Origin of the sequence: Bacillus cereus group sp. BfR-BA-01492, assembly GCF_022662815.1 — a bacterium.
Taxonomy (GTDB): domain Bacteria; phylum Bacillota; class Bacilli; order Bacillales; family Bacillaceae_G; genus Bacillus_A; species Bacillus_A cereus_BD.
In genome coordinates this window covers 1-18751 of sequence record NZ_JAKUEH010000006.1, presented here as the reverse complement: position 1 = coordinate 18751, position 18751 = coordinate 1, and the positions used below count along the sequence as shown (strand labels likewise).

Below are 18751 nucleotides of genomic sequence, written 5' to 3'. Positions count from 1 at the left end.
TAGGGTAAGCCGGGGTTCCCTGTCCTCGTTATAAACGGGAAAGTGGTTCAGATTGAACAACAAGGGTGGTACCACGGGTGATAACTCGTCTCTTTTTTAGAGGCGAGTTTTTTGTGTTTTTTTAAATAAAAGGAGGGGTAATGTATGGAATACAAAAAACAATTTGCAAAAGCATTAATAAACAATTTACATGCCGGATTGTCATTAGAAGAAATTATGGCTTTAATCGAAACGCCAAAGCAAAGTGAATTAGGGGATGCAGCATTTCCTTGTTTTACGCTTGCAAAACAATATAAAAAAGCACCAGCACAAATTGCTAAGGAAATTGCTTCAGAATTAAAAGGGTCATTTTTCACAAAAGTAGAGGCGGTGGGACCGTATGTAAATATATTTTATAATCGTTCTGTCGTAAGTAATCATATATTAAAAACCATTTTAGCTGAAAAAGAAGAATATGGACAACATCATTTTGGGCAGGAAAAGACAGTTGTAATTGATTATTCTTCTCCAAATATCGCGAAACCATTTTCTATGGGACATTTACGTTCAACAATGATTGGGAATGCTTTAAACCATATTGCTGAAAAATGCGGCTATGAAGTTGTCGGTATTAACTATATTGGTGATTGGGGAACGCAGTTCGGAAAGCTTATTACCGCATATAAAAAGTGGGGAAATGAGGATCTTGTCAAAGAAGACCCAATTCGTGAATTATTTCAGTTATACGTTCAATTTCATGAGGAAGTAAAAGAAAATCCAGAGTTAGAAGAAGAGGGGCGTACTTGGTTTAAAAAGTTAGAAGATGACGATGAAGACGCTGTCTTTTTATGGAATTGGTTTCGCCATGAATCGTTAAAAGAATTTTCTCGCATTTATGAACTTCTTGGAGTAGAGTTTACAAATTTTCAAGGAGAGTCTTTTTACAACGATAAGATGGATGAATTTGTTGAAATGCTAGAGGAGAAAGAGTTATTAGAGGAATCAGATGGAGCTCAAGTTGTGAATTTAGATGAAGAGAATATGCCGCCATGTTTAATTAGAAAATCTGACGGGGCGACTCTTTATGCTACACGTGATTTAACAGCAGCTTTATATCGTCAAAATACATACGGATTTGATAAGGCGCTTTATGTAGTCGGAGCGGAACAAAGCTTACATTTCACACAATTTTTTACCGTATTAAAACGATTAGGCTACACATGGGTTGAGGGAATGCAGCATGTACCATTTGGTCTTGTTTTAAAAGACGGTAAGAAAATGTCTACACGTAAGGGAAAGGTAGTATTACTAGAAGAAGTACTAGAAGAAGCAATTGCATTTGCTCAGCAACATATTGAAGAGAAAAATCCAAGTTTAAAGCAGAAAGAAGAAGTTGCGAAACAAGTTGGTGTAGGGGCAATCGTTTTCCATGATTTGAAAAACGAACGTATGCACAATATTGAATTTTCATTAGAGAAAATGTTGAAGTTCGAAGGGGAAACAGGTCCATATGTTCAATATACACATGCACGTGCTTGCTCTATTTTAAGAAAAGAACATATAGAATTTGAAACAACAACATTTGCATTAAATGACGATTACAGTTGGAATACATTGAAATTATTAAATCAATTTCCACAAGTGATTGAAACAGCTTTCACAAAAAATGAACCCTCTCATATTGCAAAGTATATATTAAATGTAGCACAGGCGTTTAATAAATACTATGGAAATGTACGTATTTTAGAAGACGATCATGAGAAAGAAAGCAGACTTGCACTTGTGTATGCGGTAACGATTGTATTAAAAGAAGGTTTACGTTTACTTGGAATTGGTGCGCCAGAAGAGATGTAAAAGGAGATAAGGGGTTCGGATAACATATATAGAATAGGGATACAAATAAAATATTGGAATTGATTGACAGTTGTTGTTTCGATGGAATACAATAATTGTTAATAAAAGGATACAAATCTGAAGACGAGAAGGAGTAAAATATAGAACTGTTCTACAGAGAGCCGGTGATTTGCTGAAAGCTGGTGTGCAGACTGTATTTGAAAATCATCTCCGAGGAGCCGTAGCTGAATAGAGTAAGCTCGGACGGATGTCTATCGTTACAAAGAACACGTATGTTAGTACGTTGCTAAGTGCTATTGGTCAAGAAGCTAATAGAATTAGGGTGGTAACGCGGGTAAACCCGTCCCTACTTTTAGGGACGGGTTTTTTGTGTGCTTTTACAAAATTTCAAAGGAGTGATTGTAAATGGAGAAGGTAGATGTAAAAGAATCAGCTGTAGGGAGAGAAACACGAATTCGTAAGCAGTGGAAGAAACAAAATATCTTTGAGCAATCTATTCGAAATCGAGAAGGTGCACAGTCTTTTGTGTTCTATGAAGGACCGCCTACTGCCAATGGATTACCACATGTTGGACATGCGCTTGGACGAACGATCAAAGATTTAGTCGCAAGATATAAAACGATGACAGGATATAAAGTGCTGCGTAAAGCCGGATGGGATACGCACGGATTACCTGTGGAATTAGGAGTAGAAAAACAGCTTGGCATCTCTGGAAAACATGAGATTGAAGAATACGGAGTTGAGCCTTTTATTGAAAAGTGTAAGGAAAGTGTATTTACGTATGAAAAGCAGTGGCGTGAATTTACCGAAAGTATTGGCTATTGGGTTGATATGGATGAGCCATATGTAACGTTAGAAAATTCGTATATTGAAAGTGTATGGCATATTCTTGGAACAATCCATGAAAAAGGTTTGTTATACAAAGGGCATCGCGTTTCACCATACTGTCCAAGCTGCCAAACATCACTGAGTTCACATGAAGTAGCACAAGGATATAAAATGGTAAAAGATTTAAGTGCAACGGTGAAATTTAAAGTATTGAACCGTGAGGAATATTTTCTTGGGTGGACAACAACACCGTGGACTCTTCCAGCCAACGTAGCACTTGCTGTACATCCAGATATGGATTACGTGAAGGCTAAAAAAGATGGCGTAGTATATATCGTTGCAAAAGAGCGAGCACATCAAGTATTAAAAGAAAATTATCAAGTAGTATCGACTCATAAAGGTAAGGAATTTGTCGGTATATCATATAGCGCACTGTTCCCGATGGATGAAGTGACAAATGGTTACCGTGTGATTTCAGCTCACTTTGTAACAGGTGATAGTGGGACAGGCATTGTTCATATTGCACCAGCTTACGGGGAAGATGATTATAAAATTGTGCAGAGTCAAGGACTTTCCTTTCTTCATGTAGTAGATGAAAAAGGTGAATATACAGAGGCTGTCCCATTTTTGCAAGGAAGATTTGTAAAAGAATGTGATGTTGACATTGTTCGCTATTTAGCTAGGGAAGGCTTGCTGTATCATAAAGAGAAGTATGAACATAGTTATCCGCATTGTTGGCGATGTGATTCTCCGTTACTATACTACGCTGGAGAAAGTTGGTTCATTCGGACAACTGAGTTAAAGGAGACGTTCTTACAAAATAATGATGAGGTCACGTGGTATCCGGATCATATGAAGCATGGACGGTTTGGAAAGTTTTTGAAAAATATGGTAGATTGGAACATTAGCCGAAATAGATATTGGGGAACCCCTCTAAATGTATGGGAATGTGAAAACTGTCATCATTCATTCGCACCGAAGAGTATAGCGGAACTAAGAGCACGTAGTGTAAAAGAAGTGCATGAAGATTTAGAACTGCATAAGCCATACGTTGATGAAGTGAATGTGTGCTGTGACAAATGCGGAAATATAATGAGGCGTACACCAGAAGTAATTGATGTTTGGTTTGATAGTGGTTCGATGCCATTTGCTCAGTATCATTATCCGTTTGAAAATAAAGAGCTGTTTACAGAACAGTTTCCAGCAGATGTTATTGCGGAAGGAATCGATCAAACGCGTGGATGGTTTTATAGCTTACTAGCTGTTGCAGCACTATACACAGGTAAAGTGCCTTACAAACGTGTTTTATCTCTTGGGCATGTGCTAGATGAACAAGGGCAAAAGATGTCAAAGAGTAAAGGAAACGCGCTAGATCCAGTAGAATTAATTGAGAAATTTGGAGCAGATGCATTAAGATGGGCTCTTCTAGTTGATAGCGCGCCTTGGAATGCAAAGCGTTTTTCTGAAAGAACTGTTCAAGAAGCGAAATCAAAGCTGGTAGATACACTTGTAAATGTATATAGCTTTTATGTTTTATATGCAAATTTAGATAACTATAATCCACATGGAGAGTATGAGATGAAGAGAACGAAACTGGATGAATGGGTACTCTCCCGTCTTCATAGTACAACGAAAAAAGCCAGACGTGCATTAGAGGAATATCAATTTACAAATGCAGCTCGCGAGATTGCTTCTTTTGTGGATGAAGTAAGTAATTGGTATGTGAGACGTTCTCGCAATCGTTTTTGGGAATCAGGAATGAGTCCTGCGAAAGTAGCTGCATATGAAACGCTTCACGAAGTACTTGTTATAGTTAGTAAATTATTAGCGCCGTTTACACCATTTATAGCGGAAGATATTCATCTTAATTTAGAAGGAAGTAGTGTTCATTTAGCGGATTATCCGGCAGGGGATGAGACATATATCCAAAAGGAATTAGAAGAAGAAATGAACGCAGTCTTACAAGTTGTTGAACTTGGGCGCAGTAACCGTAATCAGCATGCGCTCAAAGTGAAGCAACCGTTAGCCGAGCTCGTATTACTCGATCATCATAAACAAAACATAAATTGGAAAGCCTACAGCGATATTATTATGGATGAATTAAATGTGAAATCGTTCCATGTAGAATTAGACGAAACAAAATATACATCGCACCAACTAAAGCTAAATTTCAAAGTGGCAGGACCGAAATTTGGAAAGTATGTCAATACCGTAAATGACTGGTTAAAACAATTATCAAAAGAAGAAGTGCAAAGCTTTATTACGACTAAAAAAGCAGTTTGTAGTGTATCATCAGAAGAATTCATTGTAACAGTGGAAGATGTACTCATAGAGAAAGTACCGAAAGCAGGTTTTTCTAATGCGACAAATGGACAATATACGGTTATGTTAGATACAAATGTAACAAAAGAATTGTTACAAGAAGGAGTGGCGCGTGAATTTATTCGTGTTGTGCAAGAATATCGAAAGCAGCTCCATTTACCGATCCATTTACGAGTGGATGTAGTTGTGGATACAGATGATGAATTACAGAGTGCCTTAACAAAATACAAAGAATTAATAGAAGAAAACTTATTAATAAAGCAATTTACATTCCAACGTTTAACAAAGGAGGATGCTGAAATTTCTTTAGGGGAGAAGAAGGTGCGAATCCAGTTACATTCAGCTAACTAAATCGCATGATGAGTGGAAGGTTCCATATTTATTGTTGCTTCTTTAGAATGGAGTAAAATGTAAGAGAGGTTGAAACCATAGTCAAATTCGTGTATTTTGGCTATGGTTTTTTGTCGTTTCTTTAAAAATAAAGTGTTCTTTCAATTTTCTTCCTGCTATTGTTTGACCATTTCTTAAAGAGCGAAATGGATGTTCTTGCCATGTGATCATGACATCTACTTCGTTTGTTTTAGTAGAAATCGGGAAGTTCATATGTTCAAATCTTGTTTTTCCACTCGCTAATCGGCCTTGTTTTAGCGAAAAGAGTTCGTATTTTGTCTTTGTATTGAGTTCGTTTCGGAATACTTCTGCTTGTATGTTATATACTTCATCTTTTCCAATATTTTGGACGGAGAAATGATATGTAGGAAAACGATTTTTTTCAGACTATAATTTATTTTGAGTTGTCGCATTTGTATCGCTAATCTTTCCTTTCCACTGTTTGGAATGTTGAGAAATAGGCAATGTTTGGGAAGAATAAGTGGATACTTGATTTGGTGTTATCAATAGTAAGAGAGAAAACAGTAACAAATTTTTCATGTATGGACCTCCATCAATCATTTACTAATAATATGCGTGATAAAGTAAAACGTTATGTAATGCAGTATAACCTTTTTAAAATAGTAGAGTTTGAAACAAAGTCAGAAAAGAAAGAAAAAAGAATTACGTTTTAGGAAAGGATGATTTCGAAAATAAATTATGTCGGAAAATTCTATAATGCATTGAGAAAAAGAAAATTCTTAAGTTATAATGAAATAAGAATATAAAAAAAGTTTGTATAATAAATGAATGAAAGGGTATGAAACATGTTATATCAAACGCAAGCAACACAACAGACCCCAGCATATATAATTTATCTTCTTGATGTAAGTGCATCAATGAATCAAACGATGGATGCGGGAGGAGAAGAAAAAAGACGGATTGACATTGTGACAGATGCTCTTTCTTTAGCAATTCGTCAAATGGTATTTCGCTCAACAAAAGGAAGTCGGTTACTTCCGAGGTACAAACTCTCTATTTTAGCATATAGTGATCATGTTTTTGATTTACTGGGTGGAGTAAAAACAATTGATGAGGTAGCGAGACTACGTCCATTAGAAAAAATTCAGACGCAACGTCTAACAGATACAGCGAAAGCCTTCTCAGTAGTAGAGAGAGTATTACAAAAAGAATTACCGAATTTGCAAGATGGACCAGCTCCTGTAATTTGTCATATGACCGATGGAGCGTCTACCGGTGAGGATCCGGAATTAATAGTAAAAAGGATTATGAATATGTCTGTACCAGATGGGAATATACTTGTTGAAAATATTTTTATTTCAGATGAAATTATGCCAGGCCGCATTGCTAATATAAAACAATGGCAGGGAATCATGCCAGATACGACCATTTTGGATGAATATGGTGCGAAGTTACAACGACTCTCCTCACCGATCCCACAAAGTTATCGTGAGATGATGGTTGAACACGGATTTCATATTGCAGATGGCGCAGTGATGATGTTTCCTGGTACAAATGCGGACTTAGTATCGCTTGGATTTCAAATGTCTGCTGCAACACCGGTTAGATAGGGGGGATATAAGTGAAATATATCTTGCCTCAAACAAAGGAGACGATATTACAAGAAAAGAGAAGTGAATTTTTTACATATCGTTATAGTTATATGAGGGCGAAAGAAACACAAGACTTGAATGAAAGTGGGCAAGACTTTTTGGCATTTCAAGATAATGGAAATAGTTCTACATTTGTATTATGTGACGGTGTCGGGATGTCCTTTCATGGTGAAATAGCTGCAAAATTTCTTGGAATGAAATTATTACATCTATTTGAAATATTGGAAAGAGATAATGCTTTTACTATGTTAAATACATGTTTGCAAAATTGGACCGAAGAAGGAAGGGAAGAGGTGAAACGTTTTTCGTTACCAAAAGAAATACCGTGGTTACTTAGAGATGTATTAGAGGAAAAGCGGAAGCAAGGTAGTGAATCCATGTTTCTTTGTGGAAAAGTTGAAATAACTCCTAATGCAGAATTAGCGAATGTAACAATTATTACACACGGTGATTCATATGTGTATTTATTTCAAGATTGGAAAAAATATGAGGATTGTATAGAAGGGAAGAGAAGTGTAGAAAAAAGATGGTCTACTCACCGTGGGATTATAGGTGGAGATGTGGAGGTTTTTTTTAAGACATTATCTCGTAAACAAGTAAATAGAATTGTGATTCATTCAGATGGTCTCATGGCGCTTACAGATTATCATTCTAAAGAAATATTGAAGGAGATTCAAAGGGCGCAGCGTTCTCCAACGAGTGATGATATTTCATTTTTAGATATTTCTTGGTAAGAAACTAATGAAACAAGGTGAGGGAATTTGGAAGAAATTATTGTTACGTATATAAAAGCATCAAATGAAGAAATTGATATTGCGCTTCCAAATGATGTGAAGGTGGAACAAATTATAGAAGCAATTCTACATCATGAAAAAGTAGATGTGGCACTAAGTAATATTTATGAAATTAAGGTTACAAAAGATAAAGAGGAGTGGAGCTCTATTCGTAATGATGAAACTCTAAGGGATAATGATGTTTGGGATGGACAATATATCATGTTACATAAAAAAGGTGCAATCATTCCTTCTTTTGAAATGTTACCCGCAGAAGAGGGTGGTAAAGAATCTATGAATCAATCAAATGACATTTCCAATGATGAAGATTACGTATGGAAAATCATTGAATAATAGTTTTTGAGTAAGGAAGGAGAAATGTTTTGTGCAAAAATCACCATATTTTCAGCGTTCTCCACGTGTGAAAGTAGATATACCAACAGGGGAAGTTATTATTCATGATCCACCGAATATACCAGAAGAACCTAAATTTTCAATTGAAACAATGATTTTACCAGCGGCGATGACGATTTTGACACTGATTCTATACTTTGTGATGATGAAGGTTATGAAGCTCAATTCAAGTTATTTGCCACTTATGATGGTTTCTAGTATTCCTATGTTAGGGTCTTACATTTTTACGACAATGGGACATTTTCGTAAAAAGAAAGAACATCGTCAGATGGTTGAACAGTTGCAAACGAGATATTTGGAGCAAATTCAAAAACATCGAGTGGAATTAGATACATTAAAGGTTGAACAAGCAAAATATTTAATTACACAAAACCCAAGCCCATTAAAAAGTATAAATAGAATTGAAAATCAAGAGAGTAATTTATGGGAACGAACACCTGAAAGCCCAGATTTTTTAGATGTTCGTATTGGAACAGGGGAAAGACCATTCCTTGTAGAATTGAAGGTGCCTGAGCAGAAAGGATATGAAGAAAATCCATTAGTTACAGAAGCGCAAAATGTGAAAAGGGATTTTACTACAATCCCAAATGGACATATTTCAATTTCTTTGAAAAAAAATGACGTAATTGGTGTAGTTGGGAACAAAGAAGATAGGTTGAATTTTATACGAATTGTTACCACTCAAATCATGACACATCATGCACCGAATGAAGTGAAAATAGCCGCTTTTTATCATGAAAACGAGAAAAAACAATGGGATTGGATGAGATGGCTTCCTCATGTATGGGATGAGCAGAGAAGTCTACGTTTTTTAGCAGAGAATCAACCAGATGCACAAAAGTTGGCTGAAACAATATTTACAACGCTAAATATGCGTAGAATTTATAATTCCTCTACCCAAGCCGATGCGAAAGTACCGTTAATACCAATGTATGTTTTTTTCTTGTCCGCACGAGAGTTTTTGGAAGATGATCCTCTCATTCCAATGTTGCTTAGAGAAGGGGAAAGTGTAGGAGCGTCCACATTTATATTTGCCGAGCAGAAAGAACGCTTGCCTATGGAGTGTGATCTTGTTATTAGTGTAAATGGAGAGCATGGCGAATTAGTAGAAACGTTTTCTAGTTCAGGTGAAAATGAAGGAACAACACATGCGAACTTTAAAGTAGATCGGCTTTCATTTGAACGTTGCGAACTAGGGGCACGTCGTATTGCACCAATTCGAATGAAAAGCTCTACAGCGGCAAATATACCGAAAGTATTAACATTTTTAGATTTGTTTCAAGTGAAAAAGATGGAAGATTTACAAGTATTAGAAAGATGGAAACAAAACCGATATCCAACTTCATTACCAGTGCCAATTGGTGTGAGAGAAGGGAGTAAACCTGTCTTTCTTAATATACATGATAAAATTGAGAAAAAAGGACATGGTCCGCATGGGTTGATGGCGGGTACAACTGGATCTGGAAAAAGTGAAGTTATTCAGTCTATTATTGCTGCATTAGCTGTTACCTATCACCCTCATGAGATGGCATTTATGCTTATCGATTATAAAGGTGGTGGAATGTCTAATACATTTGCAGGATTACCGCATATTATTGCATCCATTACGAATTTAGAAGATCCAAACTTAATTGAACGTGCAAGGATATCGTTAAAGGCAGAATTGGAGAGACGGCAAAAATTATTCATTCAAGCTGGTAATGTTCAGCATTTGGATGAATACTATGAAACGAGTTGGCGTGAAAAAGAACCGTTGCCACATCTATTTATTGTTATTGATGAGTTTGCTCAAATGAAAAAAGAACAACCAGAATTTATGGATGAACTTATAAGCGTCGCTGCAATAGGAAGAACACTAGGAGTTCATTTATTATTAGCAACCCAAAAACCGTCAGGTGTTGTAAATGATAAAATATGGAGTAACTCTCGTTTCAGAATTTGTTTACGTGTCCAAGATGATGCAGATAGTCGTGAAATGTTAAAAATTCCAGATGCATCTAAAATTAATGTACCTGGGCGTGGTTATTTGCAAGTCGGCAGCAATGAACTCTTAGAGTTATTTCAATCTGCATGGAGTGGTGCTCCATATAATCCAGATGAAGAAAAAGTTGTTGAAATTGTTGATTTTACAGAAGTTAAACTTTCAGGGGAAAGAATAAAGATTAAGAAACGCCGGAAACCAATGACAAATAACATAAAGCAGTTACAGGCGTTTATTCAATATGTGAAAAAGGTAGCTGAAAAAGAAAATATTAAAGCGCTACCAGGCCCTTGGTTAGATCCTTTGCCAGAAAAGTTATTAATAAATAATTTTTACGAGATAGATAATTGGAATGTTGATGTATGGAATAAAGAAAAAGAAGAACTACAAATAATTGTAGGATTAATTGATGATGTCGCTAATCAAGCCCAATATCCTCTCAAATTAAATCTGTTAGAGGGTCATTTAAATATATATGGTATGCCAGGAACAGGTAAAACAACGATGATGCAAACGATTATTATGTCTCTTGCCGTTTGTCATACGCCAGAGGAAGTGAATTTTTATGTGATTGATTTTGGGCGTATGTTTTTAGATTTTAGAGATTTACCTCATATGGGTGGAATTGTTCAAGAAGGCGAATATGAAAAGATGAAAAGGTTATTTAGTTTCTTGAAAAAAGAAATAATGGTTAGAAAAGAGAACTTTTCAAATATTGGTGCCAAATCTTTTGCAATGTATAACCGAATGGTAGATAAGAAGGTTCCTGCTATAGTTGTAATGATAGATAGTTATATAAGATTTAAGAATGAATATGAGAAAGAAAATGATGTGTTAGAACTATTATTACGAGAGTCAAGTACTTACGGTGTATTTTTCCATTTTTCTCTTAATCAAACGATCGATATGTTTGATCGTGTTCGGAATAATATACCGATGGCAATTACTTTCGAATTACAAGATAGAACAGAATACCATAGTTTAGTAGGGAGACCTAATTTCCCATTAGTTGAAGTTCCTGCTGGAAGAGGATTAATAAAAGGACAACCTCCTGAATTATTCCAGGCAGCACTGCCGTTCATTGGAGAGAATGAACTCGATTATTCACAGCAGTTAAAAACAATTATTCAAAAAATGAATAGAGAATGGAATGGTGAAAAAGCAAAAGAGATTCCGATGGTTCCAAAAGAAATTTTGGCAGAAGATATGATTGAACATTTACAACCTTTTCAAATTTGTGCAGGTATTGAAACGGAAGATATTCATTTTCAAAATTTTTCAATGGAAGAAATGAACAATATATTTATTGGTGGAAGAATAGAAGGTGGGAAAACATCAACATTACAAACACTTCTATTTTCTATCATGTATCAATACTCTCCAGAAGAGATTGATTTATATTTAGTGGATCTTTCTGAAAGACCTACAGGTATTTTAGCTCTAGGAGATTTACCTCATGTGAAGAAGAAAGTTACAGATGGTATGCAATTAAAGGAAATGATAGACCGTTTATTAGAAATAATAAATGATAGAGAGAGCGTGATCCCATCTTTAAATCCAAATGCGATCACGAAATTCCCATATAAAAGAATGCTGATTGCTATAGATGATATAGATCAGATGTTAGCAATGTTATCTTCTGATTTTGATGCGAAGAATAAAATGGAACAAATTGTTCAAAATAGCAAAAATAAGGGGGTTCATTTTATTGTATCTGCTACGACGTCAAATGTAAGTAGCTATTCTCATGAAAAATGGTTTTCAGATATTAGGAAAAGAAGTTTTAGTTATTTATTAGGTACAACTCAAAATAATGATGTTTATTTTTTTAATATAAAACTTCCTCATACTGAGATGGATCAGGAATTGTCAAATGGAGAAGGGTATTTTATGCGTAGAAAACCGATAAAAATCAAATGTGCATATACGCCATTACATCTACTTCATAACATGACACAAAAAATTATTGCGAAATGGTCAAAATGAACAATGAAATAGTAAAAATTAAGGGTTAAATTGAAAAAAATAGAATTTTTTTGTAATTTAACCCTTTAAAAATTGTATGAATATAGTTTATAATCTAATTGTTGCATCATTTATAAATTGAAAGGGGAAATAATAAGATGGCAGAAATTAAAATTACACCAGAAGAACTTGAAAGAATCGCAGGTAACTTTACAAATGCTGCTGGAGAAGCGCAAAATCAAATCAATAGACTTGAAGGCGATATTAATAGTTTAGAAGGACAATGGGCTGGGGCGACTCAAGCGAAATTCCGAGGAGAATTCCAACAATCAAAACAAGCTATGCAACAATATATTCCTATTCTAGAAGGTATTTCAAGTGAGTTAAAACGTATTGCTGAGAAATTCCGTAACACAGATAACGCATATTAATAATAGAACAATTGCAAAAAACCAGGAGCCATTGTTCCTGGTTTTTTCTATCAAAATCGTCATATGAGAGTAAGGGGATAAAATGGGATTCCGACCAGAAGTAGGAGAAAAAATAATTTTAAATAAAGATGTTTATAGTTTTGCAAAGCATCCAGCAGTAATTGGAATTGATATGCCATATGGACAAGAAGGTAGACAAGGGACAGTATATCAATTAAAACATGAAACTAGCGCAGAGCGAATTGCATTAAAAGTTTTTAAGGAACGCTATCGTGCGGAAAAACATCAATTAGCGTTTTTAAAGCCTCTTTCTTCATTAATGGGACTTAAAGTATGTTCGCGTTATATTGTCACAAAAGAAGCAAACGCATCTGTTATAGAAAAGTCTGCAGATCTTGTTAATAGTATTGTAATGCCTTGGATTGAAGGACCGACGTGGGCTGATATTTTACAAGAGCAACGAAGGCTATCAAAAGAGCAATGTTTCTTTATTGCTGAAGCATTTCTTACAACACTTAAAATGATGGAAGAACATGAAGTTGCTCATAATGATTTATCATCTAGTAATGTACTGATTCCTTTTTTAAGTGAAAATCCAATTGAAGGTCAACATTATATTGAACTTGTTGATGTTGAGCAAATGTATGGACCAAAAAGTAAAAGACCTTCGTTATTGCCAGCGGGTTCAGCTGGTTACGCACCAACTTATTTGGAAAATGGGGTATGGCAAAAAGAAGCAGATCGTTTCGCTGGCGCCATTTTGTTAGGAGAAATATTAAGTTGGTGTAGTGAGGAAGTTAGAAATAAAAAATGGACAGATGCAAGTTACTTTAAAGCGGACGAAATGCAGAAAGAATGCGAAAGATATACATTATTAAAGCAAGTACTACATAATCAATGGAACGGGAAAATTGCACAGCTATTTGAGCAAGCATGGAATAGTAAAACTTTTGCGGAATGCCCAAGCTTTGCACAATGGCATGATGCATTCGATTGTGTAAGAGAGAGAATAACAATTGATACAGAAAGACAGGTAGAACAAGAACATTCTCTTTTTGTATCGAAATGTTTGGAAATTGCAAGATTATTAGAAGAGAGAGGATTTAAGCAAGCGGCATTATATGAATATAAGACAATTTTTAATTCACTCAATCCATCAACTACTCTAAAACAAGAACTTATATACATTATTCAAACAATCGAGAATCAAGAACCTGAAATAAATCATAAAAAGGTGCTGCAAGGCTATTTAGAATTAGCTACTGAATGGGAGAGAGAAAATAATACAGAAAGTGCTTGTTTCGTCTATTCACGAATCGTACAATTTCCAAACATTGACCAGGCTTTAAAAAAGGAGATTGCAAGTATTATTGATGAGATAAAAGAAGAACCCAAAGTACCATTGACGGAAGCAGCTGCAACACTCTCAGTTTCTAGTAGTATTTTGCAGAACCGTAAACAAACAAAAAAACAAGTTGAATATGATATTGATGATGAAATTCTAAATGCAAAAGCATCGAATCAACCGCTTACATTGACGCATGAACAAAGGGAACCGTCGGCTTTATCAAAATGGTGGAGAAAGAATAAAAAGCGTATTTTCATTGTAGGCTCCATAACAATTGTTGTTATAGGCGGTTCAATGTCTTATTATTTCTATACAACAAATGTTAAATATCAAGAATATATGGAACAAGGACGTCAAGCGTATCACGATAAAAAATATAAACTAGCGGAAGAGGCTATTTCCCATGCCATCACGGTAAAAGGGAAAGATGAGGCGCATCTGCAATTAGCAACGATTTATGTTGCTGAAGGGAAGAATAAAATTGCAATTGATTATCTAACAAAATTAATAAAGGATCGAAAAATTGACAAAGAACATAATGAAGCCACATATTTATTAGCTTCAGCAAATTTTCGAATCGGTCAATATCAAGAAGCAGTTTCTAATTTTGAATTAGCATTAGCAAATAATGCAAAAGGCATTGAAATATATAAAAAAGATGCAATGCGAGATTTAGCTGTAAGTTATATGAAAATGAAAGAATTTGAAAAGGCAGAAGACGTTATTCTCAAAATGAATATGAAAACAAATGAAGATAAGGCGCTTATTTCGTATTTAAAAGGGCAACTCGCAGCGGCGACCGTGCAATTAGATAAAGCGGAAAAATTTTTAAAAGAAGCGATAATGAAAGATACAAGAAATGTTACATATGCGATTGAACTTTCAAATCTATATGTGCTTTGGAATAAAACAAACTTAATTGATAGTGTAAAAAAAGATAATAATTATCAACAAGCATCACACGTATTACAAGCAGCGATTCAAAAAGATAATAAAAATATAGAGTTACTAAATCAATTAGGGATTGTATATTATGAAGCTGGTCAATTTTATGAAACGCGGGATGGTGGAAAAAGTAATGCGGCGTATCAACAAGCTTTAGGAGCTTACAATAAAGTTGTAAGTAGTGGTACGCGTGATACAAACACTCTTGTGAATATAGGGATTTTATACGATAAGGTGGGACAAGGAAATGAGGCGGAAAAATTCTTTGCAGAAGCGTATTCACAGAATGATGAAGATCCGCATGTGAATTTTGCTTATGGGATGTTCAAAATTAAGCAAAAAAAATATGAAGAGGCGAGTCGTTTTCTAAGAAAAACTGTACAAGCAAATGAAAATGAATCTGAAGTAAGAACAGCGCAAGAAAAATTAACAGAAATGAAAACAAACGGCTGGATTCAATAAAGATGGGAAAAGGGGAAAAAACATGGAAGAAAATAATAAAAATCTCGGTAAAAAAGTAGCCATATCTGTAATGTCAGTCGCTTTACTTGGTACATCAGGATACCTTATTTACGATAAAGGTTTCAATAAGACAGGAAAAGAAACATTAAAACTAGCAAGTAATACAGAAGAGAAAAAAAATGATCGTATTACAGGAGGAAATGGACTACATTCGATGTTTCCCAATTTAGTGACTGATCCTACAAAGAAAGATGAAAAACCTGGAGAAAAGCCAAATATTAATTTAGCAGACTTAATTGGAAATAATAAATCACCAATTACGCCAGTAACGTATAAGCCAGATGAAGTATCGGTAGAAAAGAAAGATCCAGAAATCAAATTATCAGATGCACCAACACCACCTAAAATGGAAGCTCCAATTAATATGGGAGGACCTATGGCAGAGCCGAGTAAGAATTTGCCGGATGATTTAGTGGATCAAACAAAGACTCCAACTCCTATAGAGTTGCCGCAAGGATTAGAGGATAAAGATAATACAGGAGACGAAGAAACTTCTCAAGATACTAGTAACACAGGAGGTAATGGTAATTTAGGGAACTATGGGACTCCCGAAGACTCTGTTAATATCGGAGGCAAAGAAACATCCAAAGACAAAGAAACTCTTGAAGACAAAGGTAACACTGGGGACGATAGTACTACAGAGCCAGAGAAACCAGCTCACCCTCATCCAACAATAACAGTATCACCAAAAACTGGGGATATTTTAGTTGAATGGTACGCTGGAAATGGAAAGTACTATTCATCTGTATTTTTTAATGACTATTTTGGTAGTCAAAAAGAACCACATTCAAATACATTAACCAATTTGACTAACTACAATAGCAAAAAGGAAGATTGGACACTTGTTAGTCAATTAAATACACCTTCCAAAGCAAAGACAATTGCTGAACATAAGTTAGCGGTAGATAATTTGGACAAAATTTTGGCAAGAGGAAATTACTCAAATCATAGAGAGTTATTTTATTTGCGTAATCAAATTAACGTATTAAATGAATCGGTTACAACACAAGAAGAATTGCAAAAATATTTAAATAAGGATAGGAAGGCTTATATTCAATTCATCACGGAAAAAGTGTATCAGACGGCGATAGAAGAAGAATTCATTTGGCTCAATACAGGAGATACGGCATCATTAGAACAAGCTCTAAGTAAATATTATTTAGTAACATCAGTGTTTGAAAGTGTTGATTCTAATTTAGTAGAAGATGTAAATCAACATGTAGAGAATATTTTCAACAAACTATTACAAGAAGAACTGCAAAATATTGATATTCAAACCGAAGTCGTGGCATCTCCAACTGATAAAAAAGTAGCAGAAGAAGCTAATAGTAGTCATAAGGAACAAACCACTAAGGGAGATAATCCGACAACTATAGATAGTGAGAAAAAGTCAAAAGATCAATTGATAAATGATACAGGCGCAAGTGCTCAAAAGAAACTGGAAAAAACAGATCCGATTGATAAAGCGATAGAAGAAATTGAAACATATTTAAAACCTGAAAGTCCACAGTATGAAAATGTTTTACTATTAGTCAATCAATGGATTCATGTAGCAAATGATGAGCAACAACAGCGACTAAATCAGCAATTTCAAACAGCTGTAACAGGACTTCTAAGACAAGTGAAAGAAGACCCTAATGTTTTAGTTGATGACGCTTTAAAGAAAGCAAATTTACTGGTTAATACAGAGAGGATAGAAAAATCTGTTCAAGATGAAGCAAATAAATTATTAATGCCACTTATGTTTGAAAAAAAAGCAAATGATGCTGCAAATGAAGAAGAATATTATACAGCTGTCTTGAATATTGCGAATGCAATTCGTACAAAACACCCATTAGAACGCTCAAGAGAAGAAATGGTGAAGTATGCAAATAAACTATGGGAAAAAACAGAAAGTGAATGGGCAAACATTAATGGGACAGCAGGCTGGCAAGAAAAAGTAGAAAAAAAGGTACTTCCGTCATATATACTACTGGCACAGTTGAAAGATATTGATAAAACAATTGAGCAAATTGTTGGTATGGAGGTTATTGATAAGGCATCGAAAAAGATGGAGGGAATTCAATTACTACAAGTGGCGAGCGCAAAAGTGAGTCAACCAGATCAGCTTTATGATGCTTTACATTATTATGGGCAAGCTGCTTATCGTGGAGTTCATGATAAAAAAGGATTCTCTAATGTTGCAACTCGCATATTAAAACAAGCAGAAGCAAATGAAAAAAGTAATTATGTATCGGCTTTAGAAATCTATCAAATTCTTTATAAAACACCAGGAATTGAACTGACTGGTGTGAAAGATAGAGTGACAGCTGCGATTGACTATTTAAGCACATTTGATGCTGCAAATAAAAAAGCAGCTCGTGTAAACACTATTGAAGATTTAGCATCAGTAATTGAGTTAACTCATCAATCCATAAAACTAGGATTTCAACAAGCAACTGCAAAGCAATTGATGAAAGATGTCTCTGGAAAAATGCTACAAACAGGTGAGGAGTTATTAACGAAAAATGACAACAATAATGCATATAAATGTTTCGAATTTTTAACTCGACCACAATATGCGACAACTATTGACGGAGAATTGCGCCAAAAAGCAATAGAACATTTAAACAAAATTAAAGAGATGGATGCTCAAAAATAAATAGAGGTAAAGATCGCCATCTTATTCAAATAAGGTGGCGATCTTATTCTAAATAAGGAGTGGAAGTTTATGAGTTTACTAGAAATTTGTCCGTTAGATGAAGCGTTAGTAGAAGCATTACAAAATGAAGAAAAAAGAGGACATTTTTATGATGTTTTACAAAAATCAAATTTATACGTTGTTGCTTCTGTAGAAGGGGATACAAATATGGATGAGAAAGGGAATTTGATTTCCACTGATAATACACAATTACAAATTCACTATTTTGAAATAGAAGACGGATTAATGTTACCGCTATATTCTGATTTGAAACATTTAGAAATGGTTATTCCGGAAGAATGTCCATATGTTTCTATGAATGCAGTCGAGTTATTGAAAACGATCGATTTAGAGGCGAATGTAATTTTGAATCCTGGAACAAGATTTCAAAAGTTGTTTGTAAAAGAAGAAATTGAAGCAATTTGTGATAACAGTATTTTTGATGTTTTTTCCAAAAAAGAATAAGTAAAATGGATGCAGTTCGAGTTCTTTTTGGTATAAAATAGGGGAAGGTGGGAGAAGGTTTGGAGATTAAAGTCAAACCTGAACAGCTCGAACAAATTGCCAAAAATATAGCAGAGATGCAAACACGCAGCCAGAGTATACAACAAAATCTCAATCAATCTATATTTAGTATTCAAATGCAATGGCAAGGAGCAACGAGCCAGCGTTTTTATGGGGAATATGTGAGATCAACGAAACTTAT

General features: G+C 34.9%; 12 protein-coding genes, 1 pseudogene and 2 other annotated features (1 of these 15 cut by a window edge). Of the genes and pseudogenes, 12 read left to right on the top strand and 1 reads right to left on the bottom strand.

The window, feature by feature from the left end:
- Positions 1-96: a binding site (T-box leader), on the top strand (it extends 120 nt beyond the left edge of the window).
- A gap of 48 nt (positions 97-144) precedes the next feature.
- A complete protein-coding gene (gene argS, locus MR063_RS09565) occupies positions 145-1833 on the top strand; it encodes an arginine--tRNA ligase (RefSeq protein WP_242196936.1) in 1689 nt (562 codons plus the stop codon).
- A gap of 111 nt (positions 1834-1944) precedes the next feature.
- Positions 1945-2184, top strand: a binding site (T-box leader).
- Positions 2185-2238: 54 nt separating this feature from the next.
- Positions 2239-5334, top strand: a complete 3096-nt coding sequence (gene ileS / locus MR063_RS09560) for an isoleucine--tRNA ligase (protein WP_242196933.1) — start codon at positions 2239-2241, stop codon at positions 5332-5334.
- Between the two features lie 81 nt (positions 5335-5415).
- Here ileS and MR063_RS09555 read toward each other — a convergent pair.
- Positions 5416-5913 (bottom strand): annotated as a pseudogene (locus MR063_RS09555) (hypothetical protein).
- Between the two features lie 2 nt (positions 5914-5915).
- Here MR063_RS09555 and MR063_RS21795 point away from each other — a divergent pair.
- The 10 genes from MR063_RS21795 to MR063_RS09510 form a co-directional block, all read left to right on the top strand.
- Complete coding sequence (locus tag MR063_RS21795; protein WP_277927825.1) at positions 5916-6047, top strand: hypothetical protein; 132 nt, start codon at positions 5916-5918, stop codon at positions 6045-6047.
- A 132-nt stretch (positions 6048-6179) separates the two neighbouring features.
- Entirely contained in the window at positions 6180-6944 is a 765-nt protein-coding gene (locus MR063_RS09550) for a vWA domain-containing protein (protein ID WP_242196930.1), read from the top strand.
- Between the two features lie 11 nt (positions 6945-6955).
- Positions 6956-7720 carry a PP2C family serine/threonine-protein phosphatase gene (locus MR063_RS09545; RefSeq protein WP_242196928.1) on the top strand — a complete coding sequence of 255 codons (765 nt, stop codon included), beginning with the start codon at positions 6956-6958 and terminating at the stop codon, positions 7718-7720.
- Between the two features lie 27 nt (positions 7721-7747).
- Positions 7748-8113, top strand: coding sequence for an EsaB/YukD family protein (locus MR063_RS09540; RefSeq protein ID WP_242196925.1), 366 nt, complete (start codon positions 7748-7750; stop codon positions 8111-8113).
- Positions 8114-8144: 31 nt separating this feature from the next.
- Positions 8145-12140, top strand: coding sequence for a type VII secretion protein EssC (essC, locus tag MR063_RS09535; RefSeq protein WP_242196922.1), 3996 nt, complete (start codon positions 8145-8147; stop codon positions 12138-12140).
- Positions 12141-12277: 137 nt separating this feature from the next.
- A complete protein-coding gene (locus tag MR063_RS09530; RefSeq protein WP_242196919.1) occupies positions 12278-12550 on the top strand; it encodes a WXG100 family type VII secretion target in 273 nt (90 codons plus the stop codon).
- Positions 12551-12632: 82 nt separating this feature from the next.
- The gene (locus MR063_RS09525; RefSeq protein WP_242196915.1) at positions 12633-15305 is read left to right on the top strand and encodes a tetratricopeptide repeat protein; all 2673 of its coding nucleotides are present in this window, start codon (positions 12633-12635) and stop codon (positions 15303-15305) included.
- A gap of 22 nt (positions 15306-15327) precedes the next feature.
- Entirely contained in the window at positions 15328-18006 is a 2679-nt protein-coding gene (locus MR063_RS09520) for a hypothetical protein (RefSeq protein ID WP_242196912.1), read from the top strand.
- A 69-nt stretch (positions 18007-18075) separates the two neighbouring features.
- Complete coding sequence (locus tag MR063_RS09515) at positions 18076-18510, top strand: SseB family protein (RefSeq protein WP_242196909.1); 435 nt, start codon at positions 18076-18078, stop codon at positions 18508-18510.
- Positions 18511-18569: 59 nt separating this feature from the next.
- The coding region (locus MR063_RS09510) for a WXG100 family type VII secretion target (protein WP_242196906.1) at positions 18570-18751 on the top strand (182 nt) is incomplete at its 3' end.

Coding starts and splice junctions, on each gene's coding strand:
- MR063_RS09515 (WP_242196909.1), top strand. CDS start 18,076: ATGAGTTTACTAGAAATTTGTCCGTTAGATGAAGCGTTAGTAGAAGCA.
- MR063_RS09520 (WP_242196912.1), top strand. CDS start 15,328: ATGGAAGAAAATAATAAAAATCTCGGTAAAAAAGTAGCCATATCTGTA.
- ileS (WP_242196933.1), top strand. CDS start 2,239: ATGGAGAAGGTAGATGTAAAAGAATCAGCTGTAGGGAGAGAAACACGA.
- MR063_RS09550 (WP_242196930.1), top strand. CDS start 6,180: ATGTTATATCAAACGCAAGCAACACAACAGACCCCAGCATATATAATT.
- MR063_RS21795 (WP_277927825.1), top strand. CDS start 5,916: ATGGACCTCCATCAATCATTTACTAATAATATGCGTGATAAAGTAAAA.
- MR063_RS09530 (WP_242196919.1), top strand. CDS start 12,278: ATGGCAGAAATTAAAATTACACCAGAAGAACTTGAAAGAATCGCAGGT.
- MR063_RS09525 (WP_242196915.1), top strand. CDS start 12,633: ATGGGATTCCGACCAGAAGTAGGAGAAAAAATAATTTTAAATAAAGAT.
- argS (WP_242196936.1), top strand. CDS start 145: ATGGAATACAAAAAACAATTTGCAAAAGCATTAATAAACAATTTACAT.